At 71.3% G+C, this 22,944-nt stretch carries 21 protein-coding genes; 10 read left to right on the top strand and 11 right to left on the bottom strand.

Features of this window, described 5'->3' with window-relative positions:
• Nucleotides 1-80: 80 nt before the first annotated feature.
• From ACIF80_RS04060 to ACIF80_RS04050, 3 genes are all read right to left on the bottom strand, one after another.
• Nucleotides 81-434: a hypothetical protein gene (locus tag ACIF80_RS04060; RefSeq protein WP_399798990.1), complete on the bottom strand. Its 354-nt coding sequence runs from the start codon at nucleotides 432-434 to the stop codon at nucleotides 81-83.
• Nucleotides 435-489: 55 nt separating this feature from the next.
• Entirely contained in the window at nucleotides 490-2,190 is a 1,701-nt protein-coding gene (gene ctaD, locus ACIF80_RS04055; RefSeq protein WP_399799440.1) for a cytochrome c oxidase subunit I, read from the bottom strand.
• Nucleotides 2,191-2,336: 146 nt separating this feature from the next.
• Nucleotides 2,337-2,843: a DUF6668 family protein gene (locus ACIF80_RS04050; RefSeq protein WP_399798988.1), complete on the bottom strand. Its 507-nt coding sequence runs from the start codon at nucleotides 2,841-2,843 to the stop codon at nucleotides 2,337-2,339.
• A gap of 261 nt (nucleotides 2,844-3,104) precedes the next feature.
• Here ACIF80_RS04050 and ACIF80_RS04045 point away from each other — a divergent pair, with 261 nt between their 5' ends.
• The gene (locus ACIF80_RS04045) at nucleotides 3,105-4,604 is read left to right on the top strand and encodes a tetratricopeptide repeat protein (RefSeq protein WP_399798985.1); all 1,500 of its coding nucleotides are present in this window, start codon (nucleotides 3,105-3,107) and stop codon (nucleotides 4,602-4,604) included.
• 5 nt (nucleotides 4,605-4,609) lie between these two features.
• Here ACIF80_RS04045 and ACIF80_RS04040 read toward each other — a convergent pair whose 3' ends face one another.
• The 3 genes from ACIF80_RS04040 to ACIF80_RS04030 all read right to left on the bottom strand — a co-directional run bounded on the left by ACIF80_RS04040 (nucleotide 4,610) and on the right by ACIF80_RS04030 (nucleotide 7,268).
• Entirely contained in the window at nucleotides 4,610-5,128 is a 519-nt protein-coding gene (locus ACIF80_RS04040; RefSeq protein WP_399798983.1) for a VOC family protein, read from the bottom strand.
• A 26-nt stretch (nucleotides 5,129-5,154) separates the two neighbouring features.
• On the bottom strand, nucleotides 5,155-6,225 hold the full coding sequence (rarD, locus tag ACIF80_RS04035) for an EamA family transporter RarD (RefSeq protein WP_399798980.1): 1,071 nt from the start codon (nucleotides 6,223-6,225) through the stop codon (nucleotides 5,155-5,157).
• A gap of 188 nt (nucleotides 6,226-6,413) precedes the next feature.
• Nucleotides 6,414-7,268 carry an SDR family oxidoreductase gene (locus tag ACIF80_RS04030; protein ID WP_399798978.1) on the bottom strand — a complete coding sequence of 285 codons (855 nt, stop codon included), beginning with the start codon at nucleotides 7,266-7,268 and terminating at the stop codon, nucleotides 6,414-6,416.
• 162 nt (nucleotides 7,269-7,430) lie between these two features.
• Between ACIF80_RS04030 and ACIF80_RS04025 the strand changes: the two genes are divergently transcribed.
• Entirely contained in the window at nucleotides 7,431-7,793 is a 363-nt protein-coding gene (locus ACIF80_RS04025; protein WP_399799437.1) for a winged helix-turn-helix transcriptional regulator, read from the top strand.
• Nucleotides 7,794-7,896: 103 nt separating this feature from the next.
• Here ACIF80_RS04025 and ACIF80_RS04020 read toward each other — a convergent pair whose 3' ends face one another.
• The 5 genes from ACIF80_RS04020 to ACIF80_RS04000 form a co-directional block, all read right to left on the bottom strand.
• Nucleotides 7,897-8,898, bottom strand: coding sequence for a 2-oxoacid:ferredoxin oxidoreductase subunit beta (locus ACIF80_RS04020; RefSeq protein ID WP_399799435.1), 1,002 nt, complete (start codon nucleotides 8,896-8,898; stop codon nucleotides 7,897-7,899).
• A gap of 118 nt (nucleotides 8,899-9,016) precedes the next feature.
• On the bottom strand, nucleotides 9,017-10,948 hold the full coding sequence (locus tag ACIF80_RS04015; RefSeq protein ID WP_399798975.1) for a 2-oxoacid:acceptor oxidoreductase subunit alpha: 1,932 nt from the start codon (nucleotides 10,946-10,948) through the stop codon (nucleotides 9,017-9,019).
• 406 nt (nucleotides 10,949-11,354) lie between these two features.
• A complete protein-coding gene (locus ACIF80_RS04010) occupies nucleotides 11,355-12,026 on the bottom strand; it encodes a LuxR C-terminal-related transcriptional regulator (RefSeq protein ID WP_399798972.1) in 672 nt (223 codons plus the stop codon).
• Nucleotides 12,027-12,409: 383 nt separating this feature from the next.
• Nucleotides 12,410-13,795: a sensor histidine kinase gene (locus ACIF80_RS04005; protein ID WP_399798970.1), complete on the bottom strand. Its 1,386-nt coding sequence runs from the start codon at nucleotides 13,793-13,795 to the stop codon at nucleotides 12,410-12,412.
• Nucleotides 13,796-14,032: 237 nt separating this feature from the next.
• Nucleotides 14,033-15,259, bottom strand: coding sequence for a sensor histidine kinase (locus ACIF80_RS04000; protein ID WP_399798968.1), 1,227 nt, complete (start codon nucleotides 15,257-15,259; stop codon nucleotides 14,033-14,035).
• A gap of 219 nt (nucleotides 15,260-15,478) precedes the next feature.
• Here ACIF80_RS04000 and ACIF80_RS03995 point away from each other — a divergent pair, with 219 nt between their 5' ends.
• The 8 genes from ACIF80_RS03995 to ACIF80_RS03960 are packed head-to-tail and all read left to right on the top strand — an operon-like array spanning nucleotide 15,479 to nucleotide 22,944.
• The gene (locus tag ACIF80_RS03995; protein ID WP_399799432.1) at nucleotides 15,479-15,898 is read left to right on the top strand and encodes an NADH-quinone oxidoreductase subunit A; all 420 of its coding nucleotides are present in this window, start codon (nucleotides 15,479-15,481) and stop codon (nucleotides 15,896-15,898) included.
• The gene (locus ACIF80_RS03990; RefSeq protein ID WP_399798966.1) at nucleotides 15,889-16,602 is read left to right on the top strand and encodes an NADH-quinone oxidoreductase subunit B; all 714 of its coding nucleotides are present in this window, start codon (nucleotides 15,889-15,891) and stop codon (nucleotides 16,600-16,602) included. The genes ACIF80_RS03995 and ACIF80_RS03990 overlap by 10 nt, the downstream gene beginning before the upstream one ends.
• Nucleotides 16,599-18,200 carry an NADH-quinone oxidoreductase subunit C gene (locus tag ACIF80_RS03985; RefSeq protein ID WP_399798963.1) on the top strand — a complete coding sequence of 534 codons (1,602 nt, stop codon included), beginning with the start codon at nucleotides 16,599-16,601 and terminating at the stop codon, nucleotides 18,198-18,200. The genes ACIF80_RS03990 and ACIF80_RS03985 overlap by 4 nt, the downstream gene beginning before the upstream one ends.
• Nucleotides 18,197-19,165, top strand: coding sequence for an NADH-quinone oxidoreductase subunit H (locus tag ACIF80_RS03980; RefSeq protein WP_399798961.1), 969 nt, complete (start codon nucleotides 18,197-18,199; stop codon nucleotides 19,163-19,165). Before ACIF80_RS03985 ends, ACIF80_RS03980 begins: the two co-directional genes overlap by 4 nt.
• A gap of 2 nt (nucleotides 19,166-19,167) precedes the next feature.
• A complete protein-coding gene (locus ACIF80_RS03975) occupies nucleotides 19,168-19,752 on the top strand; it encodes a NuoI/complex I 23 kDa subunit family protein (RefSeq protein ID WP_399798958.1) in 585 nt (194 codons plus the stop codon).
• A complete protein-coding gene (locus ACIF80_RS03970; RefSeq protein WP_399798955.1) occupies nucleotides 19,749-20,522 on the top strand; it encodes an NADH-quinone oxidoreductase subunit J in 774 nt (257 codons plus the stop codon). The genes ACIF80_RS03975 and ACIF80_RS03970 overlap by 4 nt, the downstream gene beginning before the upstream one ends.
• Complete coding sequence (gene nuoK, locus ACIF80_RS03965; protein WP_399798952.1) at nucleotides 20,522-20,953, top strand: NADH-quinone oxidoreductase subunit NuoK; 432 nt, start codon at nucleotides 20,522-20,524, stop codon at nucleotides 20,951-20,953. The genes ACIF80_RS03970 and nuoK overlap by 1 nt, the downstream gene beginning before the upstream one ends.
• On the top strand, nucleotides 20,950-22,944 hold the full coding sequence (locus tag ACIF80_RS03960) for an NADH-quinone oxidoreductase subunit L (protein ID WP_399798950.1): 1,995 nt from the start codon (nucleotides 20,950-20,952) through the stop codon (nucleotides 22,942-22,944). Before nuoK ends, ACIF80_RS03960 begins: the two co-directional genes overlap by 4 nt.

Raw genomic sequence — 22,944 nt, 5'->3', positions numbered from 1 at the left:
GAACGGCAGAGCAGGAACACAGGAACGGCAGAGCAGGAACAGCGGAACGGCGGAGCGGAACGGAACGGCGGCAGGCGGTGTCAGGCCGCACCCGCCGCCGTTCCGAGAATCACCGCGATGCAGAGACCGATCAGGCCCATGGTGACCACGGTCATGGCGACGGCGGCCTGCCGCGTGAAGCGGCGGTGGCGGGTCGCGTACTGGGCCTCGACCTCTTGGATCCGTTCAGCGATACGGCGGGTGGTCTCGCGGGCGTTCGCCAGCTGCTCCTGGGCGTACGCCTCCTCGACGATGCGGCGCTGGTCCGTGGTGAGACCGGGCAGCTCCCAGGCGAAGTCCCGCGCCTTGCGGTGCGCCTCCCGACGGCCGGCCTCACGGTAGAGGAACCCCTCGAGCTGGTGCAGGCCGAGGGCGGCTTCATGACGGGTATCCATGGATGTCTCCTGAACGGTTTCGTTCTCGATCCGGGACGGAGGGGGGCCGGGCCTGTCAGTTCCGACCGGTGGTGGTCACCTGCTGCTGCGTCTCCCGGTTCTCGGCCGCGGCGATATCGGGGTGGTGGAGGTCGAAGGCGGGCGAATCGCTCCGGACCTGCGGCAGGGTGAGGAAGTTGTGCCGCGGCGGTGGGCAGGAGGTGGCCCATTCCAGTGAACGGCCCCAACCCCACGGGTCGTCGACCTCGATCTTCCTGCCGTACTTGGCCGTCTTCCAGACGTTGTGGAAGAACGGCAGCATCGACATGCCGAGCAGGAACGAGGCGATGGTCGAGACGGTGTTCAGCGCGGTGAAGCCGTCGGCCGCCAGGTAGTCGGAGTAGCGGCGGGGCATGCCCTCGGCGCCCAGCCAGTGCTGGACCAGGAAGGTGCCGTGGAAGCCGGCGAACAGCGTCCAGAAGGTGATCTTCCCGAGCCGTTCGTCGAGCATCTTGCCGGTGAACTTCGGCCACCAGAAGTGGAAGCCGGCGAACATCGCGAAGACCACGGTGCCGAACACCACGTAGTGGAAGTGCGCCACCACGAAGTACGAGTCGGTGACGTGGAAGTCCAGCGGCGGCGAGGCCAGGATGACCCCGGTCAGGCCGCCGAAGAGGAAGGTGACCAGGAAGCCCGCGGACCAGAGCATCGGTGTCTCGAAGGACAGGCTGCCCTTCCACATGGTGCCGATCCAGTTGAAGAACTTCACCCCGGTGGGGATCGCGATCAGGAAGGTCATGAAGGAGAAGAACGGCAGCAGCACAGCCCCGGTGGCGTACATGTGGTGTGCCCACACCGTCACCGACAGGCCCGCGATCGCGATGGTCGCGCCGATCAGGCCCATGTAGCCGAAGATCGGCTTGCGGGAGAAGACCGGGATGACCTCGCTGATGATGCCGAAGAACGGCAGCGCCAGGATGTACACCTCCGGATGGCCGAAGAACCAGAACAGGTGCTGCCACAGCAGCGGCCCGCCGTTGGCCGCGTCGAAGATATGGGCCCCGAACTTCCGGTCGTACTCGAGCGCGAGGAGCGCGGCGGCCAGGACCGGGAAGGCGAGCAGGACCAGCACGCTGGTGAGCAGCACGTTCCAGGTGAAGATCGGCATGCGGAACATCGTCATGCCGGGAGCGCGCATGCAGATGATCGTGGTGATGAAGTTGACCGCGCCCGCGATGGTGCCGAAGCCCTGGAGGGCGAGTCCCATGATCCACAGGTCGTTGCCGAGGCCCGGCGAGCGGATGGCGTCCGACAGCGGGGAGTAGGCGGTCCAGCCGAAGCTGGCCGCGCCGTCCGGGGTGAGGAAACCGCCGAGCGCGATCAGCGAGCCGAACAGGTAGAGCCAGTAGGCGAGCATGTTCAGCCGCGGGAAGGCGACGTCGGGGGCACCGATCTGCAGCGGCATGATCCAGTTCGCGAAACCGGTGAAGAGCGGGGTCGCGAACATGAACAGCATGACCGTGCCGTGCATCGTGAACGCCTGGTTGAACTGCTCGTTCGACACGATCTGCAGACCGGGCCGGGCCAGCTCGGCGCGCATGAGCAGCGCCATCACGCCACCGACGCAGAAGAACGTGAACGACGTGACCAGGTAGAGGGTGCCGATCCGCTTGTGGTCGGTGGTGGTCAGCAAGGCGACGACGGCCCGGCCCGGCCGGCGCTGCGCCGGAGGAGCCGCCGGCCGGGGCGACGAGGCGGGCGGCGACAGGGCGGGCAGGGTCACGGCTTTCCTCCATGCGTGCGAGACCTCCGGGCATGGAGTGCCTGTGCGGCACCGGAACCCGGCCTCCACCAAGGTATCTCTCTCGCGAGAGAAATAAATTTAGGGGTGGGTATGGGGAGGATGTTCCGCAGCCGGGCCTTTCAGCGCGTCGATCCCGTCAGGCGGGCCAGTGGCCCGGCCTCGCGCGGCAGGCGGCCGTTCAGGTTGCCCAGGCGCCACTCGGGCACCCACGGCACGCGGTAGACGTCGATCATCGACTCGATGCGGCGGACCCGCTGGGAGAGGGGGCGGGGGAGGCGGCCCGGAGCGTCCGCCACCAGGACCACGGCATCGAGATCGAGACCGTACGGGACCTCACCGCGCCGGAACATCTCCACGGCCGGGACGACGGTCTCCAGTCCGGACGCGTGGGTCCGGGCGACGAGCAGCACCGCCTGCGGATCGCCCGGTCCGGGCCAGGCGCGGCCGCTGTCGTGGCCGCCGTGCACCGCGGCGAGCGTGGAGACGCCGGCGCCGCCATGGGCGCCGACCCAGGAGAAGCGCCGGGCTGCCGCATGGGCGTGGGCGGGCTCCGGCGGGCCCGGTTCCGGCGCCCCCACCGGCCCTCGGATCCAGATCTCCGGCCCCTGTCGCATGTCTGTACGCATGCCCACTCTCCTGCCTCGTCATCCCGGTCCCCATGCCGGTGGACAGCGGGCAGAAGACGGCGGGCAGAAGACAGCGGACAGCGGACACGGGAGAAGAGCACGGTGAGAAGGGCACGGTGAGAAGGGCACGGTGAGAAGGGCACGGGAAGGGTCCCGAATGGGGGACGGCCGTTGGGACGAGCCTGTGACAACGCGGTGACGTGAGAAGCCGGGCTCAGCGGACAGACTCGTCGGTAGGTTCACGACCCGAATGAGGGGACGATGGCGCGACTCAGCCGCGAGAAGAAGCGGGAACAGCAGCAGGCCGCACACGCGGCGAATCTTGCGGCAGTGCCGATCGATGTCCATGTGCCCGTCGCCGGGGGTGGCGGCGCGGGCACGCGGAGGGCATCCGTCGGTGGGGTGCTGGTGATCGCCGGACCCGGTGAGGAGGTCCAGCAGGCGGTGCTGAACCGGCTCCACCGCATCGCCGTCGCCTCGGGGCACTCCGTCCTGGCCACCATCCACGACGAACGCATCGGCTACGTCGTCCCGCTCCAGGTCGACCCGGACGGCGCCAGCCGCTTCAGGGGGGAGCCGAGGCCGATGGCACCGGAAACGGAGCCAGAGCCGGGGGCGAGGCCGGAGCCCACGTCGGAGCCCGGCCCGGCACGGGTGCCGGGCCGGGGTGTAGCCCAGCAGCAGCCGGTGGCCGCGCCGCACGAGGGCGCCCTGCCCTTCTCCGCAGCCCCGGTCCCGGTCCCGGCCCCGGCTGCCGTCCCGTCCCCGCGCTCCGGGCGTGACCGGCCCACCCACGTTCTGCGCCCCGTACCGGACCCGGCGCCGACACCGGACCCGGAGCCGACCCCGGACCCGGACCCGGCCCCGGCATCGATCCCTGCCCCGGATCCGGCACCTGACCTCGTACGGGACTCCGCCCCCGCCTTCCGGCCGCGTCCGGTGCCCGGGGCGGCGGGAGCGACACCCCCGGGGACGGTCGCGCCGCCGACGGGCGAGTTCGGCCCGCCTCCGTCCATGGACGCGCGGCCGCACCCCGCTCCCGGGGCCGACGGCCTCTCCTGGACCCCGCCGGCGCCCCCGAGGCCCCCGGCGCCTCCCCTCCCCCCGGCCGACCGGATACCGAGCCCCCTGCCCGCGACGGCCGACCCGGCGCCGGAAGCGGTTCGTCCCCGGACGCCCGCACCGCGCCCGGAGGCCGTGCACGGCACCGGCACCGACCTCGATCCCAAGCCGACCCCGCCCCGCGGCTTCGACGCCGTGGCGGAGGCGGTGCTCGCCGACGAGCCGCCGGCCGTGCCGGGCGAGACCCGTCTGGCCGAGCCCATGGGCCGGATCAACGACGCCGTCCGGGCGGGCCGGATCGACACGGCGGCACGACTGGCCGGGGAGACGGTGACCGAGGCCTCGCGGACTCTGGGGCCCGAGCATCCCGAGGTACTCCGGCTGCGCGAGCTGACCGCGTACATCGCCTACCTCGGCGACGAGCCGCTGCACGCCTTCCGGCTCTCTCTCGAGCTCGCCGGGATCCACCGCCGGGCGGGCGACGCGGAGGCCGCCTACGGCAGCGTCTGCAGCGCGGCCACCGCCTGGCGCGCGGTGCGCGACCCGCTGCGCGGGCTGGAGCTGGGGCGCGACCTGATCGAGCTGTGGACCGCACTTGCCACCGAGGACGGCCCGGCCGCCGACGAGATCGAGGAACTGGAGTCCGCCCGCGCCCGCATGGGCCGCCTGACCGACCGCGCCCGCGCCCAGCACGGGTGAGTGCGTCAGTGCACGCAGTACTCGTTGCCTTCCGGGTCCGTCATCACGCTCCATGAACCGGACGGTTCCCGCACGTGCCGGAGCACCTTCGCGCCGAGCCGCTCCAGTCGCCGCACCTCTTCCTCGCGGCGCCCCTCACCGGGGTGCAGGTCGAGGTGGAGCCGGTTCTTGACCGTCTTCGTCTCCGGGACCCGCTGGAAGAGCAGCCGCCGCCCCAGACCCGTACCGCTCTCCTCCTCGTACGGGTCGTCGGGGTGCCGCACCGCGATCAGGTCCCGGAAGGCGCGACGGCCGTGGCGCTCGACGGTGAGGTCGGCCGTCACGGCGCCCAGACCGAGCAGTTTCCCGATGAGCGGGCTGTTGTCCTCGACCGTGTACCCGAGGGCGGCGGCCCAGAAGTCGGCCTGTGCGTGGGGATCGACCGCGTCGATGACGAGCTTCCAGTGGAGGGGAGCGACGGCAGCGACAGGAGTGTCGGAGGTCTCGGACGAGCCGGGCGTGGGTGATGCCGGTGGCTGAGTCATGGAGCCATTCAACGCGCTGAGAAGCGTCAGGGCCCGACCTTCGGCGCGTCCACCGCGTCCACCGCGTCCACCGTGTTCACCGCGTCCATCGGCTTCACCGCGTCCACCGGCTTCGCCACGACCGAGGGGTCCACCGCGCTGGTCGCCGCGCCGGTCGCTGCCGCCGCCGCCACCACCTTCGCCCGCTCCCTGGCGAGCGTGCGGGCGCTGCGGCGGGCGGTGCGCAGCGCGTCCCAGGTCAGCAGCATGAGCGCCAGCCACACCAGTGCGAATCCGGCCCAGCGCTCGGGCGGCATGGCCTCCTTGAAGTAGAGGATGCCGAGCAGGAACTGGAACACCGGGGCCAGATACTGGAGCAGCCCCATCGTGGACAGCGGCACACGGATCGCGGCGGCACCGAAGCAGACCAGGGGAATCGCGGTGACGATCCCGGTGGCGGCGAGCAGCGCCGCGTGTCCCGCGCCCTCGGCGCCGAACGTGGAGTCGCCCCGGCTGCTCAGCCACAGCAGATAGCCGAGCGCGGGCAGGAACTGGATGGCCGTCTCGGCGGCCAGCGACTCGATACCGCCGAGGTTGACCTTCTTCTTCACCAGCCCGTAGACGGCGAAGGAGAAGGCGAGGCAGAGCGAGATCCACGGCGGGCGGCCGTAGCCGACGGTGAGGACGACCACCGCGGCGAAACCGACCCCGACCGCCGTCCACTGCACGGGCCGCAGCCGTTCCTTCAGCAGCAGCACGCCGATGGCGATGGTGACCAGCGGGTTGATGAAGTAGCCGAGGGAGGCCTCGACGACGTGCCCGGAGTTCACCGACCAGATGTACACGCCCCAGTTCACGGTGATGACCGCCGCGGCGACCGTGACCAGGGCCAGTCTGCGAGGCTGCCGCAGCAGCTCCCCGAGCCAGGCCCAGCGGCGTATGAAGAGCAGGGCGGCGCCCACGAAGAGCAGCGACCAGACCATCCGGTGGGCCAGGATCTCCACGGCCTCCGCGGGCTTGAGCAGGGGCCAGAAGAGGGGGACGAGTCCCCACATGCCGTACGCCGCGAAGCCGTTCAGCAGTCCCTTGCGCCGCTCGCCGGCCGACTTCTCGGTCACGGGCCCTCCTTCTCACCTGATGCACCGGACGTACTCGACGCGACCGGCGCACCCGGCGCGTGCCCTGCTGCGAACGACGCCCGACGCCCGCCCGGACGACGGTAACGCCGGACGCCCCCGGGTGTCATGCCCGTATCGGAATACGGTCATGACATGCAGGGGCGTCCGGGCTGCGGACCTGCGGGAGGTCAGCCCTTCAGGGCGGCGGCGATGGCGTCCGCGAGCGGGGTGGCCGGGCGGCCGGCCAGACGGGCCAGGTCGCCACTGGTGACGACCAGCTCACCCTTCTCGATGGAGAGGTCCACGCCGGCGAAGATGGCGGCCACGGGCTCGGGGAGTCCGGCACCGGCCAGGATGCCGGTGAGCTCCTCGGCCGTGACCGGCTGGTAGGCGATCTCCCTGCCGGTCTGCCGGCTCAGCTCGGCCGCGTACTCGGCGAGGCTCCACGCCTCGTCGCCGCCCAGCTCGTACGTCTTGTTCTCGTGGCCCTCGCCGGTGAGCACGGCCACGGCGGCCGCGGCGTAGTCGGCGCGCGCGGCGGAGGAGATACGGCCCTCACCGGCGGCGGCGACGACCGCGTCGTGCTCCAGCACCGGGGCGAGGTTCTCGGTGTAGACCTCGTGGTACCAGCCGTTGCGCAGCAGGACGTACGGCACGCCGGAGTCCAGCAGGGCCTTCTCGGTGCCGCGGTGGTCGTCGGCGAGCGCGGCGGTCAGCGTCCGGGGGGCGCTGGTGTAGGCGAGGAGGGCGACACCGGCGGCCTTGGCGGCCTCGATGACCCGCCGGTGCTGCTGCACCCGGCCCTTGTCGAACTCGTTGCCCGAGATCAGCAGCACCTTGTCGCCCGCCGCGAACACGCCGTCGAGGGTCTCGGGGGCGTTGTAGTCGGCGACCGCGAGCCGGACGCCGCGCTCCGCCAGGTCGGCAGCCTTCTCCGGGCTGCGTACGACGGCGGTGACCTGCTCGGCCGGAACCTTCTCCAGCAACTGCTCCACGACGTGGCGGCCGAGGTTTCCGGTGGCTCCGGTGACGACGATGCTCATGATCAGAACTCCTTGTGGGGGTGCGTTGGCGCCAACGCTAGGACCCACACTAACTTTTTGTAAGTACCCACTTTGAAGTAAGGTACTGGCATGACAGTAAGTGCGAGTGTGTTCGCGCCTCCCGTGCCGGCGTCCGGGCCCCTGCTGAGCGAGCAGGAGGCGATGTGCCCGCACCGCCTGGTCCTGGAACATGTGACGAGCCGCTGGGGCGTGCTCGTGCTGATCCGGCTCCTGGAGCGGCCCCACCGCTTCAGCGAGCTGCGCCGAGCGATCGGCAGGGTCAGCGAGAAGATGCTCACCCAGACCCTCCAGACGCTGGAGCGCGACGGCCTCGTCCACCGTGACGCCAAACCGGTGATCCCGCCACGCGTCGACTACTCCCTCACCGACCTGGGGCGCGAGGCCGCCGAACAGGTGCGCGCGCTGGCTTTGTGGACCGAGCGGCGCATGGACGGCGTACTGGCCGCCCGCCAGGCGTACGACGAGGCCCGGCGGACGCACGCCGACAAGGCCCGGACGCTCTGAAGCGTCCGGGCCTCGTGCGGGGCGTTCCGCGTGCGGTCGTCCCTGGAGCGGCCGTACAGCGGGAGGCCTCACCTCAGGAGGCCGTACCGCCTCGGGCGACTGCTCAGCCGACGACCGTCCATGTGTCGTTGCCCGCCAGCAGCGCGCCGAGTTCGCCCTTGCCGTGCTGCTCGACGGCGCTGTCCAGCTGCTCCGCCATCAGCGTGTCGTAGACCGGACGGTCCACGGAGCGGAAGACACCGATCGGGGTGTGGTGCAGGGTGTCCGGATCGGCGAGCCGGGACAGCGCGAACGCGGTGGTCGGGGACGCCGAGTGCGCGTCGTGGACCAGGATCTCCGCCTCGTTCTCCGGCGTCACCGTGACCACCTCCAGGTCCCCGGTGGTCCGGTTCCGGACGACGCCCTTCGCACGGTCCGCGCCGAAGCGGATCGGGCTGCCGTGCTCCAGCCGGATCACCGCATCCTCGGCCTGCTGCCGGTCCTTGAGGACCTCGAAGGCGCCGTCATTGAAGATGTTGCAGTTCTGGTAGATCTCGATCAGGGCGGTGCCCGGATGGGCGGCGGCCTGGCGCAGCACCTCGGTCAGATGCTTGCGGTCCGAGTCGACCGTACGGGCCACGAAGGACGCCTCCGCGCCGATCGCCAGCGACACCGGGTTGAAGGGCGCGTCCAGCGAACCCACCGGCGTCGACTTGGTGATCTTGCCGATCTCGGAGGTCGGCGAGTACTGGCCCTTGGTCAGACCGTAGATCCGGTTGTTGAACAGCAGGATCTTCAGATTGACGTTACGGCGCAGTGCGTGGATCAGATGGTTGCCGCCGATGGACAACGCGTCCCCGTCACCGGTGACGACCCACACGCTCAGGTCCCGCCGGGACGCCGCCAGGCCCGTCGCGATCGCGGGGGCGCGGCCGTGGATGGAATGCATCCCGTAGGTGTTCATGTAGTACGGGAAGCGGGACGAACAGCCGATGCCGGAGACGAAGACGATGTTCTCCTTCGCCAGCCCGAGCTGGGGCATGAAGCCCTGCACGGCGGCCAGGACGGCGTAGTCGCCGCAGCCGGGGCACCAGCGCACCTCCTGGTCGGACTTGAAGTCCTTCATCGACTGCTTGGCCTCGGCCTTGGGCACCAGGGCGAGCGCGTCGCCGAACGGGGAGTCCTCGTGGGAGGAGTCCCCGCGGGGGGAGTCGCCGAGAGAGGACGGGCCGTCTGCCAGTGTCTCAGTCATCGATGGCCTCCTTCAGCGCCTCGGCAAGCTGCTCCGCCTTGAACGGCATGCCGTTGACCTGGTTGTAGGAGTGGGCGTCGACCAGGTACTTCGCCCGGATCAGGGTGGCGAGCTGGCCGAGGTTCATCTCTGGTACGACCACTTTCTCGTAACGCTTCAGGACCTCCCCCAGATTCCGCGGGAAGGGGTTGATGTGGCGCAGATGGGCCTGCGCGATCGCGCCCCCTGCGCCCCTGATGCGCCGTACGGCTGCGGTGATGGGCCCGTAGGTGGATCCCCAGCCGAGCACGAGCACCCTGGCGTCGCCGTCCGCGTCGTCGACCTCCAGGTCGGGGACGTCGACCCCGTCGATCTTCGCCTGCCGGGTGCGCACCATGAAGTCGTGGTTGGCCGGGTCGTACGAGATGTTGCCCGTGCCGTCCTGCTTCTCGATGCCGCCGATCCGGTGCTCCAGACCCGGTGTGCCCGGGATCGCCCACGGCCGGGCCAGCGTCCGCGGGTCCCGCTGGTACGGCCAGAACACCTCCGTGCCGTCGTCCATCGTGTGGTTGGGGCCCTGCGCGAACCGCACTCGCAGGTCGGGCAGCTCCTCCGTGTCCGGGATGCGCCAGGGCTCGCTGCCGTTGGCCAGATAGCCGTCGGAGAGCAGGAAGACCGGCGTCCGGTACGTCAGCGCGATGCGGGCCGCCTCGAGCGCCGCGTCGAAGCAGTCGGCCGGTGTGCGCGGCGCGACCACCGGGACCGGCGCCTCGCCGTTGCGTCCGTACATCGCCTGGAGCAGGTCCGCCTGCTCGGTCTTGGTGGGCAGGCCCGTGGACGGGCCGCCGCGCTGGATGTCCACGATCAGCAGCGGCAGCTCCAGCGACACCGCGAGACCGATCGTCTCGGACTTCAGCGCCACCCCCGGACCCGACGTCGTCGTCACGGCCAGCGAACCGCCGAAGGCCGCCCCCAGTGCGGCGCCGATGCCGGCGATCTCGTCCTCGGCCTGGAAGGTCCGCACACCGAAGTTCTTGTGCCGGCTCAGTTCGTGCAGGATGTCCGACGCCGGTGTGATCGGGTACGACCCCAGGAACAGCGGCAGGTCCGCCTGCCGGGACGCCGCGACCAGCCCGTACGCCAGGGCCAGGTTGCCGGAGATGTTGCGGTACACGCCCGGCGGGAACGCCGTGGCGGCCGGGGCCACCTCGTAGGAGACGGCGAAGTCCTCCGTCGTCTCCCCGAAGTTCCAGCCCGCGCGGTACGCGGCGATGTTGGCCGCCGCGATGTCCGGCTTCTTGGCGAACTTCGAGTTCAGGAACCTCTCCGTGCCCTCGGTCGGCCGGTGGTACATCCAGCTCAGCAGGCCGAGCGCGAACATGTTCTTGCTGCGTTCGGCCTCCTTGCGGGAGAGGTCGAACTCCCTCAGCGCTTCGATCGTCAGCGTCGTCAGCGGCACCGGATGGAGGCTGTAACCGTCGAGCGAGCCGTCCTCCAAGGGGTTGCTCGCGTAGCCGACCTTCTGCAGCGCCCGCTTGGTGAACTCGTCCGTGTTGACGATGATCTCCGCACCGCGAGGCAGATCCCCGATGTTCGCCTTCAGGGCGGCCGGGTTCATCGCCACCAGTACGTTCGGCGCGTCACCGGGGGTGAGGATGTCGTGGTCGGCGAAGTGGAGCTGGAAGGACGAGACACCCGGCAGGGTGCCGGCCGGGGCACGGATCTCGGCGGGGAAGTTCGGCAGGGTCGACAGGTCGTTGCCGAAGGAGGCCGTCTCCGAGGTGAAGCGGTCACCGGTGAGCTGCATACCGTCACCCGAGTCTCCCGCGAACCTGATGATCACCCGGTCCAGACGGCGGACGTCCTTCCCACCCGCCGCTTTGCGCTGCTCTCCTAGGACTGTTCCGTCGGCCTGCTCCGCTGGGCTGCTGACCTGACTGGTCACTGAACTGGACCTCCTCGAGGGCGGCTGTCCGGGACCGGCCCTCCCTCGGGCCGTCCCTGGATCAACCCTACGTCCGTAAGGGTCGCCTTCCTCGGGTCATTCGCATCTTGGACACGACTTGGCGACGTCCCACGCGACGCCGGTACGACATACGGAGCGCCGACGTGTCCCGCCTCCTGCCCGGATCCCCCCTGGTCGCCGACCCACCGGCTCCTGCCTTCCAGGACGTCCCCCGCCCACCGGCGGTTCAACCGGAGCGTGCCGGTGTCAGCCGGGGCGTGCCGACGTCACCCGAAGGTGGGTCAGGGGGTTCCGGTGGAGGGGCGGAGGGGCGGAAGGGCTCAGGGACGCAAGGACGGAGGGAGGCAGGGGGCGCAGGGTTCAGGAGTGACAGGTACGCAGAGGTTCAGGAGTTGAGGTAGGTGAGGACCGCGAGCACCCGGCGGTGATCACCGTCGCTCGGGGAGAGCCCCAGCTTCAGGAAGATGTTGCTGACGTGCTTCTCCACGGCTCCGTCGCTCACCACCAGCTGCCGGGCGATCGCCGAGTTCGTCCGCCCCTCGGCCATCAGCCCCAGAACCTCCCGCTCACGCGGGGTGAGTCCCGCGAGAACGTCCTGCTTGCGGCTGCGCCCGAGCAACTGCGCCACCACCTCGGGGTCCAGTGCCGTACCGCCCTCGGCCACGCGCACCACCGCGTCCACGAACTCCCGCACCTCGGCCACCCGGTCCTTGAGCAGGTAGCCGATGCCCCGGCTGGAACCGGCGAGCAGCTCCGTGGCGTAGCGCTCCTCCACGTACTGCGACAGCACCAGCACCCCGACACCCGGATGCTGCTTGCGCAGCTGGACGGCGGCCCGCACCCCCTCGTCGGTGTGCGTCGGCGGCATCCGGACGTCGGCCACCACGACGTCCGGCAGCTCTCCCTGATCGTTCAGCTCGGCGATCGTCTTGATCAGCGCGTCGCCGTCGCCGACCCCGGCCACGACATCGAGCCCCCGGTCGGTCAGCAGCCGGGTCAGACCCTCCCGCAGAAGCACTGAATCCTCGGCGATGACCACGCGCACCTTGTCCTCCATGTTTCCTCGGCCCCCACGCCCCTCCTCCGCGCCCGCCCGTGCGGCGGGTCCGGCTGAGGGCATCAGCATCCCAGCATCCGGTGGGCGATGCGGAGGGGCATAGGGGAGAAGTCTTCGCGGGCAGGGGCCCGCACCGGTCGAAGGGCCATGCCCTGGCACGGGACAGGGCCATGTTCTGGCACGGGGCAGGGGCGTTTCCCGGCACAGGAGTGTGTGCGGGTCCGGGCCCGCCGCCCGTACCCGCACACCTGTCGGTCGCTTCCGCGTCGTCAGCCGCCGCTCATCCGCTCACCCGCTCACCCGCTCATCTGCCGGTCGGCTGACCTGTTGACCTGCTGATGCGCTGACCGCCGTCCTGTTCATCCACCGGCGCGCTCTCCCGGTCACTGCATCCGCTCCGTCCGCCAGGGCAGCTCCGCCGTCACCCGGGTCGGGCCGCCGGCCGGTGAGTCGACGACCAGGATTCCGTCCACCGCGTCCAGCCGCTCCGCGAGACCGGCGAGTCCGGAGCCCTCGGACACCTCGGCGCCGCCCACGCCGTCGTCCTCGACCTGCACCATCAGCCGGTTCTCCGTCCGCCACACCTCCACGGCCGCCCGGGTCGCCCGCGCGTGCTTGCTGATGTTCTGCAGCAGCTCGGAGACGGTGAAGTAGGCGATGCCCTCGATCGCCGGCGCCGGGCGCTCCACCAGATCCACCTCGACCTGCACCGGGACCGTGCACCGGGAGGCCACCGACGACAGGGCCGCGTCGAGACCGCGGTCGGTCAGCACGGCCGGGTGGATGCCGCGCGCCAGGTCCCGCAGCTCCTGCAGCGCCGTCTTCACCTCGCCGTGCGCCTCGTCGACCATGTGCGCCGCGGCCCGCGGGTCCTCCCTCAGCTTCTCCTTCGCCAGCCCCAGGTCCATGGCCAGCGCCACCAGCCGGGCCTGCGCCCCGTCGTGCAGATCGCGCTCGATGCGCCGCAGGTCCGCCGCCGCCGTGTCCACCACGGCGCCCCGGTCGGACTCCAGCTCGACCACCCGCGTCGCCAGCCGCGACGGCCCGAGCAGCCCGTGCACCAGCAGCCGGTCCACCATGGTCAGCGCCCGCACGATCCACGGCGTGGCGAGGGTGAACAGCAGTCCGATCAACGCGGTCACCGTGATCTCGAACGGGTTGTCCAGATAGATCTGGTGCTGCCCGTCGCCGTACAGCTGTATCCCGCCTTGACCGGCGTACATCGGGAACACCCAGAACCACAGGGGGTAGGTCAGCAGCGACCAGCCGATCGACCAGACGGTCACCGCGACGGCGAAGGCGAACACCGCCCACGGCAGGTGCAGCATCGCGTACAGCAGCGACCGCCACGAGGCGCCGCTCTTCAGCACCGCCCCCATCCAGGCCACGAACCCCTGGCGCTTCATCCGCAGCGGCTCCGGCTCGGCCACGTCCAGGCCCAGCAGCCCCCGCGCCCGCATCCGCTCCAGCGCCCCGAACCCGCGGCAGCCGGCGAGCCCGGCGGCCAGCACCGGTACGCCGAGGAACGTCACCAGCAGACCGGCCCCCAGCGACACCATCGTGACCGCGTAGGTGAAGAGCAGAACGCTGATCGGCAGACTCAGCAGGACGTACACCAGCTCGCGCCAGGTCCGCGCCTCGACCGGTGCCCGCAGCACGGCCGGCACCCGGTGCCGCCGCTCACCCGCCCTCCCGGCACCGCCGGTACTCCCGGGGTGTCCGATGGGCGTGCTGTGGAGCCCGTAGCCCTGTCCGTACTCGGTGGCCATCGGCGTCGTCCTTCTCCTCGTCCGGCGGCTGTGCTGTCGTATCCCCAGGCTCCTCCGCAGCAGGCCGGTGGACCATGGAGTACGTCGCAGTCTTGGACGGGGGGTTTTCCCTACCTCCGACCGGGACGGACAGCCGTGCGCGCGGCCGTGCGCACGGCGGTGCGTCGGGTGCGACCGTGTGGGGTGCGACCGTGTGGGGTGCGCGTGAGGCGGGCGCGGCTGAGTCGGTCGGGCGCGCTACGTGGCCGGCCGTACGGAGTCCTGCGTGGGCGTGGGCGTACGCATGTCCTCGGCGAGAGCGCCGGAACGGTCCCGCCACGGCAGCTCCGCCGTCACCGTCGTCGGGCCGCCCTCCGGCGACTCCACGACGAACAGACCGTCGACCGCGCCCAGCCGGTCCGCGAGACCCCGCATCCCCGTACCGCCGTCCAGGCTCGCGCCTCCGTGGCCGTCGTCCTCCACCTGGATGAGCAGGCGGCCCTCCGAACGCCACACCTCGACCGAGGCCGTACGCGCCGCACTGTGCTTGCTGACGTTCTGCAGCAGCTCGGAGACGGTGAAGTAGGCGATGCCCTCGATGGCCGCGGCCGGCCGCTCGGTGAGATCGACCGTCACCCTCACCGGCACCGTGCAGCGCGAGGCGACCGACGAGAGGGCCGCGTCGAGACCGCGGTCGGTCAGCACGGCCGGGTGGATGCCGCGGGCCAGGTCCCGCAACTCCTGCAACGCCAGTTTCACCTCGCCGTGCGCCTCCTCGACCATCGACGCCGCCGCGTCGGGATCCTCCAGCAGCTTCTCCTTGGCCAGGCCCAGCCCCATGGCCAGGTTGACCAGCCGGGCCTGCGCACCGTCGTGCAAGTCGCGCTCGATCCGCCGCAGATCCGCCGCGGCCGTGTCGACCACGGCCCCCCGGTCGGACTCCAACTCGGCTATGCGCCGCTCCAGCTCGTCGGACGGCGACAGCAGGCCGCGCACCATCGCCCGGTCCGCGTTGGCCAGCCCCCGCGCGATGAACGGCAGCACGGGCCACAACACGAACAGCGAGGTCAGCGTGACGGTGAAGGTGACGATGCCCCACGGCAGGCGTATCACCTCGTACAGTGCCGTGCGCCAGCCCACCGGGTCCTTCAGCGCCATCCACAGCCGCGGCAGGAACCCCCCGGCGCCGTGCAGCGGCAGCCGGCTCGGTTCCTCCACCCGCACTCCGAGCAGCGCCCTGGCCCGCGCCCGCTCCCCCCTGCCCAGCAGCCGCGTCCCCATCAGACCGGCCGCGAGCAGCGGGAACCCGACCACCGTGACGGTCAGCCCGAGACCCAGGAACAGCACGGTCACGACATAGGTGAAGCCCACCAGCGACACCGGAAGGTTCGCCAGGAGATGGGCGATCTCCTTCCAGGTGTGCCGGTCATAGGCGAAACGCGCCGGTGGCGGGCGGTCGGCAGGAGAAGGGAAGGGCTCGGTCATGTGTCATAGCGTGCACGGCCCCGGGGACCCACGCCATGAGGTGGACCCCTGATATCCACTGGGGAAATCCCCACCCCCGTGCCAGGGGGTGACGGGCTGCTTACGGGGCACTTATCAGGGCCTAGACTCCCGTGCGTACAGATCGTCGAACAGCGAGGGGCGGACGTGCGGCAACCGACCGGCGTCGATCCGACCGGCTTCGACCCGACAGGCTTCGACATGACCAGCAGCGATCCGGCTGCCGCGATTGCTTCACACCAGATCGTGGCGGCAGACTACTTCCAGGCGTACTCGGTCGTCGGACTGCTCGCCGTCGTCGGCGTGCTGTTCGTCGCCTTCGCCTTCGGCGCAGGACGCCTGCTGCGGCCGGTGGTACCCACGCCCGAGAAGCTCATGACGTACGAATGCGGAGTCGACCCCGTCGGCGAGGGCTGGGCCCACACCCAGGTCCGCTACTACGTCTACGCCTTCCTCTACGTGATCTTCGCTGTCGACTCGATCTTCCTCTTCCCCTGGGCGACCGTCTTCGCCGCCGACGGCTACGGCGCGACCACGCTCGTGGAGATGTTCATCTTCCTCGGCTTCCTCGCCGTCGGCCTGCTGTACGCATACAAGAAGGGCGTCCTGACATGGACGTGACCCCCACCGACTCACCAAGCGCCGCCACCCCGTCGGGCGCGGGTCCGGGTTCGGTCCCGGGCCCGGATTCCGGACCGGTGCTGCTGCCCGAGCCCGTCGTGCTCCCCGCCGAAGGCGGCGGAAAGCTCGGCGCGCTCGCCCGGCTCGCCCCCGAGCCGATGAAGGTGATCCTCAACTGGGGCCGCCGCTATTCCCTCTGGGTCTTCAACTTCGGCCTCGCCTGCTGTGCGATCGAGTTCATCGCCGCGTCCATGGCCCGCCACGACTTCATCCGCCTCGGCGTCATCCCCTTCGCACCGGGACCGCGCCAGGCCGACCTGATGGTCGTCTCCGGAACGGTCACGGACAAGATGGCACCCGCGGTGAAGCGTCTGTACGAGCAGATGCCCGAGCCGAAGTACGTCATCTCGTTCGGCGCGTGCAGCAACTGCGGCGGTCCGTACTGGGACTCCTACTCCGTCACCAAGGGCGTCGACCAGATCATCCCGGTCGACGTCTACGTCCCCGGCTGCCCGCCGCGGCCCGAGGCACTGCTCCAGGGGATCCTGAAGCTCCAGGAGAAGATCGCCCGGGAGTCGCTGGGGGAGCGGTACGGCTCCGCTGGGCGAGGTGCTTCGGCGGCGGCGCTGCAGAGCGGGCTGGTGAAGCCGCCGGTGCCGGGGGAGCCCGGTGCGGTGAAGCCCGGCCGGGGGGAGGACCGATGACCGCGGCCGGCTGGCTCCCCGCCGACGCCGAGGAACTGTTCGGTACGGAGGCCACGGCCGAGGAGTCGTACGACGTCCTCACCGTCGACGTCCCGCCCGCCTCCTGGCTCCCGGCGCTGGAGACCGCGCGCGACCGGCTCGGCTGCACGTACTTCGACTGGCTGAGCGCGGTCGACGAGCCCGGCACGGGCTTCCGCGTCGCCGCCCACGTCGTGGCCCTCTCCCCGGTACGGCGCCTGCTCCTGCGTACGACCGTCCCGCACGAGGCCCCGGCGCTGCCCTCCGCGGTAGGCGTCTACGCGGGGGCCGCCTGGCACGAACGCGAGACGTACGAGATGTTCGGCGTCGACTTCACCGGCCACCCCGCACTCGACCACCTGCTCCTGCCGGACACCTTCGAAGGGCACCCCCTGCGCAAGGACTTCGTCCTCGCCGCCCGCGTCGCCAAGGCCTGGCCCGGCGCCAAGGAACCCGGCGAGTCCGAACACGGCGGCCCCAAGCGCCGCCAGATGCTTCCCCCGGGGGTCCCCGACCCCAATGAGTGGGGCCCCCTGAAGGGTCAGCTTCCCCCGGCCCCGTCCCGTCCGGCCCGGGGCGCGGGCAGGGCGGCCACCGGCACCGGTCCCGGACCCGCCGCAGGACGAGCGCCCGGAGACCGTCCGCTGCGCCGGACCCGTACGGCGGCGGAGGGTTCCGCGAGCCAGTCGGCTCCTGCGGGGACGGAGGGCGAGGGCCGTCCCGCACCGCCGCCGCGGCGGAACCGCACGGCGGCCGGGGGCTCCGTGAGCCAACAGGCCGCGTCCGCCCCCGAGCCCCCGGCCACCGACACCCCGGCACAGCCCGGAACACCCCCGCCGGCCACCCCCCGGACGCGCCGTGCCCGGAGCGCGAGCGAGGGCTCGGCATCCCAGCGTGAGCGGCCGACGCGCGAGCGGTCGACGGCAGCCGCATCCGGGACGTCCGAGGAGGCGGAGAGGGCCGCGGAGGACACTGTCGGCTCTGCTGCCGGTCCCGGTCCCGGTCCCGGTCCCGGTCCTGGTCCTGGCACCGACGCACCCGAAGCTCCGGCCGTCGGACGCCGCACCCGAAGTGCATCCGAAGGCTCCGCGAGCCAACGGCCCCAGGCGTCACCGTCGAAGCCCACCGATGAACAGCGTCCCCGCCGGGCACGCAGCGCGTCGGAAGGCTCCGCAAGCCGCCCGGCCACGCCGCCGGACGCGACCACGTCACCGGCTGCCACCGGGACGCCGGACACGACCACGCCGCCGGACACGACCGGGGCCTCAAAAGAGACGGAGGCGCCGGGCCGGACCGGAGCACCGGGCGCCAAGCCCTCCATCGCACCGCGCAGCCCGGACGCCCCCTGGCACAACGCCCGCCCGGCCCATGCCGAACCCGAGCCCGAGCCCGAACCCGAGCCCGAACCCGAGCCCGAACCCGAGCCCGAGCCCGACGCGGCAGGCGGATCCGAGACCGAACCCGAGGCCGAAGCAGAGGCTGAACCCGGGTCCGCTCCTGCCTCCGCCCCCACCCCCGACCCGGAGCCGGGCTCCTCGGGCCCCGCGGCCCCCGACACTCCCTCGGGAGGCCCGCGGTGAACGACGTGCTCGACGTCGCCCTGCGACTCCTGATCGTCTTCGTCGTCTTCCTCACCTTCCCTCTGATCGTCGGCCAGACCGAGCACAAGGTGATGGCGCACATGCAGGGCCGTCTGGGCCCGATGTACGCGGGCGGCTTCCACGGCTGGGCCCAGCTCGTCGCCGACGGCGTGAAGTTCGCGCAGAAGGAGGACGTGGTCCCGGCCGGTGCCGACCGCCGTGTCTTCCAGCTCGCCCCCGCCGTCGCCCTCCTGCCGTACCTTCTCGTCCTGCTCGCCATCCCGATCGGGCCGGGCGAGGGCGCCGTCGGGCAGGTGCTGGACGCGGGCGTGTTCTTCGTGCTCGCGGTGATGGGCGTGGGCGTCCTCGGCTCGCTGATGGCCGGGTGGGCCTCCGCCAACAAGTTCTCCCTCCTCGGCGGCCTGCGCACCGCCGCTCAGCTCCTCGCCTATGAACTGCCGATGCTGCTCACCGCCGCCTCGGTGGCGATGGCGGCCGGCACCGTCTCGCTCGTCGGCATCCTCGACGCGTTCGAGTGGTGGTGGCTGCCCTGGCAGATCGTCGGTGCGCTCGTCTTCTTCGTCGCCGGCCTCGCCGAACTCCAGCGGCCGCCCTTCGACATGCCCGTCGCCGACTCGGAGATCATCTTCGGCGCGTACACCGAGTACACCGGCCTGCGGTTCGCGCTCTTCCTCCTCGCCGAGTACGCCGGGATCGTCGTCCTGTGCGGCCTGACCACCGTCCTCTTCCTGGGCGGCTGGCACGGCCCGTGGGGCGCCGACGGCCTCGGCTGGGTCTGGACCCTGCTAAAGACCGCGGTCCTCGCCTTCGTCGTCATCTGGCTCCGCGTCACCCATCCCCGTCTGCGCGAGGACCAGCTGCAGAAACTCTCCTGGACCCTCCTCGTCCCCCTCGCCCTCGCCCAGATCGCCCTCACCGGCGTCGTCAAGGTGGTGATCTCCTAGCCATGTCCCCTCTTCCTGGCTTCCCCGGCTCCGGCCTGGCCAAGGGTCTGGCCGTCACCCTGCGGACGATGACGAAGAAGTCCGTCACCGCCCAGTACCCGGACACCCAGCCCGACCTCGCACCCCGCACCCGGGGGGTGATCGGTCTGTTCGAGGAGAACTGCACGGTCTGCATGCTGTGCGCCCGCGAGTGCCCGGACTGGTGCATCTACATCGACTCCCACAAGGAGACCGTCCCGGCGACGACGCCCGGCGGCCGTGACCGCAGCCGCAACGTCCTCGACCGGTTCGCCATCGACTTCTCCCTGTGCATGTACTGCGGTATCTGCATCGAGGTCTGTCCTTTCGACGCCCTGTTCTGGTCACCCGAGTTCGAGTACGCCGAGACCGACATCCGCGACCTCACCCACGAACGCGACAAGCTCCGCGAGTGGATGTGGACGGTCCCGGCCCCGCCGGCCCTCGACCCCGCCGCCGAGGAACCGAAGGAACTCGCCGCCGCCCGCAAGACAGCCGACAAACTGGCCGCCGCTCAGGCCACCGCCCAACCCGGCCCGCAGGCCGACCCGAAGGGGGAGGATTCGTGACCCTTGCCGCAGCCGCCGGCACGGTCGCGCACGCCACGACCACCACCGTCACCACCGCCGCCGAGGCACAGGGCTTCCTCTCCCCGACCGGTGTGGAGATCGCCTTCCTCCTTGTCGGCCTGGTCACCTTCGGTGCCGCCGTCGTCACCGTCACCACGAGGCAACTGGTGCACGCCGCCCTGTGGCTGGTGGTGGCCCTCGGCGGACTCGCCGTCGAATACCTCCTGCTCACCGCCGAGTTCATCGCCTGGGTGCAGGTCCTGATCTACGTGGGTTCGGTCGTCGTCCTGCTCCTGTTCGGTCTGATGCTCACCAGAGCGCCCATCGGCCGCTCCCCGGACGCCGACACCGGCAACCGCTGGGTCGCCCTCGCCGTGGCCGTCGCCGCGGCCGTCGCCCTGGTCTGGGTCGTCGTCGACGCCTTCCGCACGACCTGGATCGACCTGGACGGCGCGCCCGCCGGCTCCACCGACGTGACCGGCGCCAGCCTCTTCCAGCACTGGGTCCTCCCCTTCGAGGCCCTCTCCGTGCTCCTCCTGGCCGCCCTCGTCGGCGCGATCGTCCTCTCCCGCAGGGCGAACACGGCCGCCGCGGCACGGGAAGCCGGAGCACGGGAAGCCGGAGCACGGGAAGCCGGGGCACGGGAAAAGGCCGCCGGAGCCACCAACGGATCCCCCTCGGGATCAGCCCCTGGACCGGCCCCGGAACCAGCCCCCGGACCGGCCCGCGCGTCGACCGCCCGCCGCCGTGACGCGGAAGGGAACCGCTGATGCACCTCGCCTATCCCGTCGTGCTGTCCGCCCTCCTCTTCTGCACCGGCCTGTACGGAGTCCTCGCCCGCCGCAACGCGATCCTGGTCCTGATGTCGGTCGAGCTGATGCTCAACGCCGTCAACCTGAACCTGGTCGCCTTCGACGTCTGGCTCAGCAGGACCGCCGAGGAGACCCTGCACTCCGGTCAGGCCCTCGCCCTGTTCACCATCGCCATCGCCGCCGCCGAGATCGGCATCGGTCTGGCGATCGTCCTCGCCGTCCACCGCAACCGCGGCACCGCGGACATCGACAAGCTCCGCGACACCGCCGAGGGCCACGACCCCGACGGCACGGGCGGCTCCGGCGGGCCGGGCGGCTCCGTGTCCGACAGCGACGCCGACGCCCCCACGACCCGGGCGGCCGTCACGAAGGCCGAGGCCACCGCGTGACCACGACCACCCTCGCCGTCCTCGTCCCCCTCCTTCCGTTCCTCGGCGCGATCGCCGGACTGCTCCTGGGCCGGACGGCCCCGGGCTTCGTCCGCCCGCTCGCCGTCCTGCCCACGTTCACCGCCCTCGCGCTGGCCGTCGTGGTCGCCGTGCGCCAGGGCGGCGGCCGGGCCGTCGACGCCGCCACCGAGCTCACCCCCACCGGTTCCGTCCCCATCGAACTCGCCCTGCACATCGACGGCTTCGCCGCCCTCACCGCCGTGGTCGTCGGTGTCGTCGCCACCTGCGTGCAGATCTACTCGACGGGTTACCTCCGCGACGACCCGCGCTACCCCTCCTACGCGGCCCTCGTCTCCCTGTTCACCTCCGCGATGTTCCTCGTCGTCTACTCCGGCGACCTGATGGTGCTGCTGGTCGGCTGGGAAGTCATGGGCATCTGCTCCTACTTCCTCGTCGGCCACTACTGGGAGACCCCCGAGGCCCGCGCCGCCTCCCTCAAGGCCTTCCTGGTCACCAAGCTCGGCGACGTCCCCTTCCTCATCGGCCTGTTCGCCCTCGCCGGCGAGACAGGCTCCTTCCGGATCACCCACGTCCTCGACGCCGTCGCGAACGGCGGCATCGAGCACCCCACCCTGATCGCCCTGCTCCTCCTGGCGGGCGTGGCGGGCAAGTCGGCACAGTTCCCGCTGCACACCTGGCTCCCCGACGCGATGGCGGGCCCGACCCCCGTCTCCGCGCTGATCCACGCCGCGACGATGGTCGCCGCCGGTGTCTACTTCGTCGCCCGTCTCCTCCCGCTCTTCGCCGCCTCCCAGGCCGCGATGACCGTCCTCGCCGTCATGGCCGCCGTCACCATGGCCGGCTCGGCGCTCGCCGCGCTCGCCCAGGACGACATCAAACGCGTCCTGGCCTACTCGACGATCGGCCAGCTCGGTTACATGACCGGCGCCCTCGCCGTCGGCGAACGCGGAGCCGCCGTCTTCCACCTCCTGTCCCACGGCGCCTTCAAGGCGCTGCTGTTCCTCGTCGCCGGCGTGATCATCCACGCCGCCGGCACCAACTCACTGGCCGTCATGTCCCGCATGAGCCACCTGCGCGACCGCGTCCCCGACGCCTACTGGACGATGACCGTGGCGCTCCTCGCGCTGGCCGCGATCCCGCCGTTCAGCGGCTTCTTCTCCAAGGAGGCCGTCCTCGGAGCCGCCGAACACGTCGTCACCGGCCACACGGAGCAGGCCCCCGCCGCAGCGGGCTGGATCGTCCTCCTCGCCGGCCTGGTCACCGTCCTGCTCACCGCCGCGTACGCGACACGACTGTGGCTGCTGACCTTCCGCGGACACGGCGCCGAGGCCCCCGACCACGGCAGGCAGCCCCTCACCATGACCGTCGTGCTGTGGGTGCTCGCCATCCCCTCCCTCGCCCTGGGGGGCCTCGCCTTCCGCGTGCTCCCGGACTGGTTCGACGGCCACGACCTCACCCCGAGCCTCACCACCTCGGTACTCGGCACCGGCGTGGCCCTGGTCGGCGGCATCGTCACCTATGCCACCTGGCGGCACACCACCGCCCACGCCGCCCGCTTCCCTCTCGGCGCCGTCGCCGCCCACCCGGAGCGCGACGCCGGACAGGTCGAGGCGCAGGCGATCGCCAGCCACGAGCCCGCCTACGGAAACATCGCATCCGCACCCGACCCGTCGGACCCCGGACGGCTGCTGCTCGGCCCCCTGCACCGCCACGCGGCCGTCGGCTTCCACCTCGACGCCGTGTACACGGCCCTCTTCGTCCGGCCCGTCCAGGCCGCGGCCGGACTCGTCCGGTTCCTCGACCGCGAGGTCGTCGACACATACGTGCGCGGTGCGGGAACGCTGCCCCGATGGCTCGGCACCGCCGTACGACGTGCCCAGACCGGCAATCTGCAGACCTATGTGAGCGCGCTGCTCGCCGGCACCGTCATCCTCGCGGTCGCCGTCGTCCTCGCCGCCACGGGAGCGTGA

The sequence above is a fragment of the Streptomyces sp. NPDC085927 genome (assembly GCF_044540975.1).
Taxonomy (GTDB): domain Bacteria; phylum Actinomycetota; class Actinomycetes; order Streptomycetales; family Streptomycetaceae; genus Streptomyces; species Streptomyces hirsutus.
The sequence above is the reverse complement of the archived record's forward strand: the minus strand, read 5'-3'. Positions and strand labels throughout refer to the sequence as shown.

Excerpts from the sequence above, each read along its gene's own strand:
- ACIF80_RS04060 (WP_399798990.1), bottom strand. The coding sequence starts at position 434 with ATGGATACCCGTCATGAAGCCGCCCTCGGCCTGCACCAGCTCGAGGGG.
- ACIF80_RS04010 (WP_399798972.1), bottom strand. The coding sequence starts at position 12,026 with ATGGAGGACAAGGTGCGCGTGGTCATCGCCGAGGATTCAGTGCTTCTG.
- ACIF80_RS04045 (WP_399798985.1), top strand. The coding sequence starts at position 3,105 with ATGGCGCGACTCAGCCGCGAGAAGAAGCGGGAACAGCAGCAGGCCGCA.
- ACIF80_RS04050 (WP_399798988.1), bottom strand. The coding sequence starts at position 2,843 with ATGCGTACAGACATGCGACAGGGGCCGGAGATCTGGATCCGAGGGCCG.
- ACIF80_RS04025 (WP_399799437.1), top strand. The coding sequence starts at position 7,431 with ATGTGCCCGCACCGCCTGGTCCTGGAACATGTGACGAGCCGCTGGGGC.
- ACIF80_RS03995 (WP_399799432.1), top strand. The coding sequence starts at position 15,479 with ATGACCAGCAGCGATCCGGCTGCCGCGATTGCTTCACACCAGATCGTG.
- nuoK (WP_399798952.1), top strand. The coding sequence starts at position 20,522 with ATGCACCTCGCCTATCCCGTCGTGCTGTCCGCCCTCCTCTTCTGCACC.
- ACIF80_RS03990 (WP_399798966.1), top strand. The coding sequence starts at position 15,889 with ATGGACGTGACCCCCACCGACTCACCAAGCGCCGCCACCCCGTCGGGC.
- ACIF80_RS04005 (WP_399798970.1), bottom strand. The coding sequence starts at position 13,795 with ATGGCCACCGAGTACGGACAGGGCTACGGGCTCCACAGCACGCCCATC.
- ACIF80_RS03975 (WP_399798958.1), top strand. The coding sequence starts at position 19,168 with ATGTCCCCTCTTCCTGGCTTCCCCGGCTCCGGCCTGGCCAAGGGTCTG.
- ACIF80_RS04020 (WP_399799435.1), bottom strand. The coding sequence starts at position 8,898 with ATGAAGGACTTCAAGTCCGACCAGGAGGTGCGCTGGTGCCCCGGCTGC.
- ACIF80_RS04040 (WP_399798983.1), bottom strand. The coding sequence starts at position 5,128 with ATGACTCAGCCACCGGCATCACCCACGCCCGGCTCGTCCGAGACCTCC.
- ACIF80_RS03985 (WP_399798963.1), top strand. The coding sequence starts at position 16,599 with ATGACCGCGGCCGGCTGGCTCCCCGCCGACGCCGAGGAACTGTTCGGT.
- ACIF80_RS04000 (WP_399798968.1), bottom strand. The coding sequence starts at position 15,259 with ATGACCGAGCCCTTCCCTTCTCCTGCCGACCGCCCGCCACCGGCGCGT.
- ACIF80_RS04030 (WP_399798978.1), bottom strand. The coding sequence starts at position 7,268 with ATGAGCATCGTCGTCACCGGAGCCACCGGAAACCTCGGCCGCCACGTC.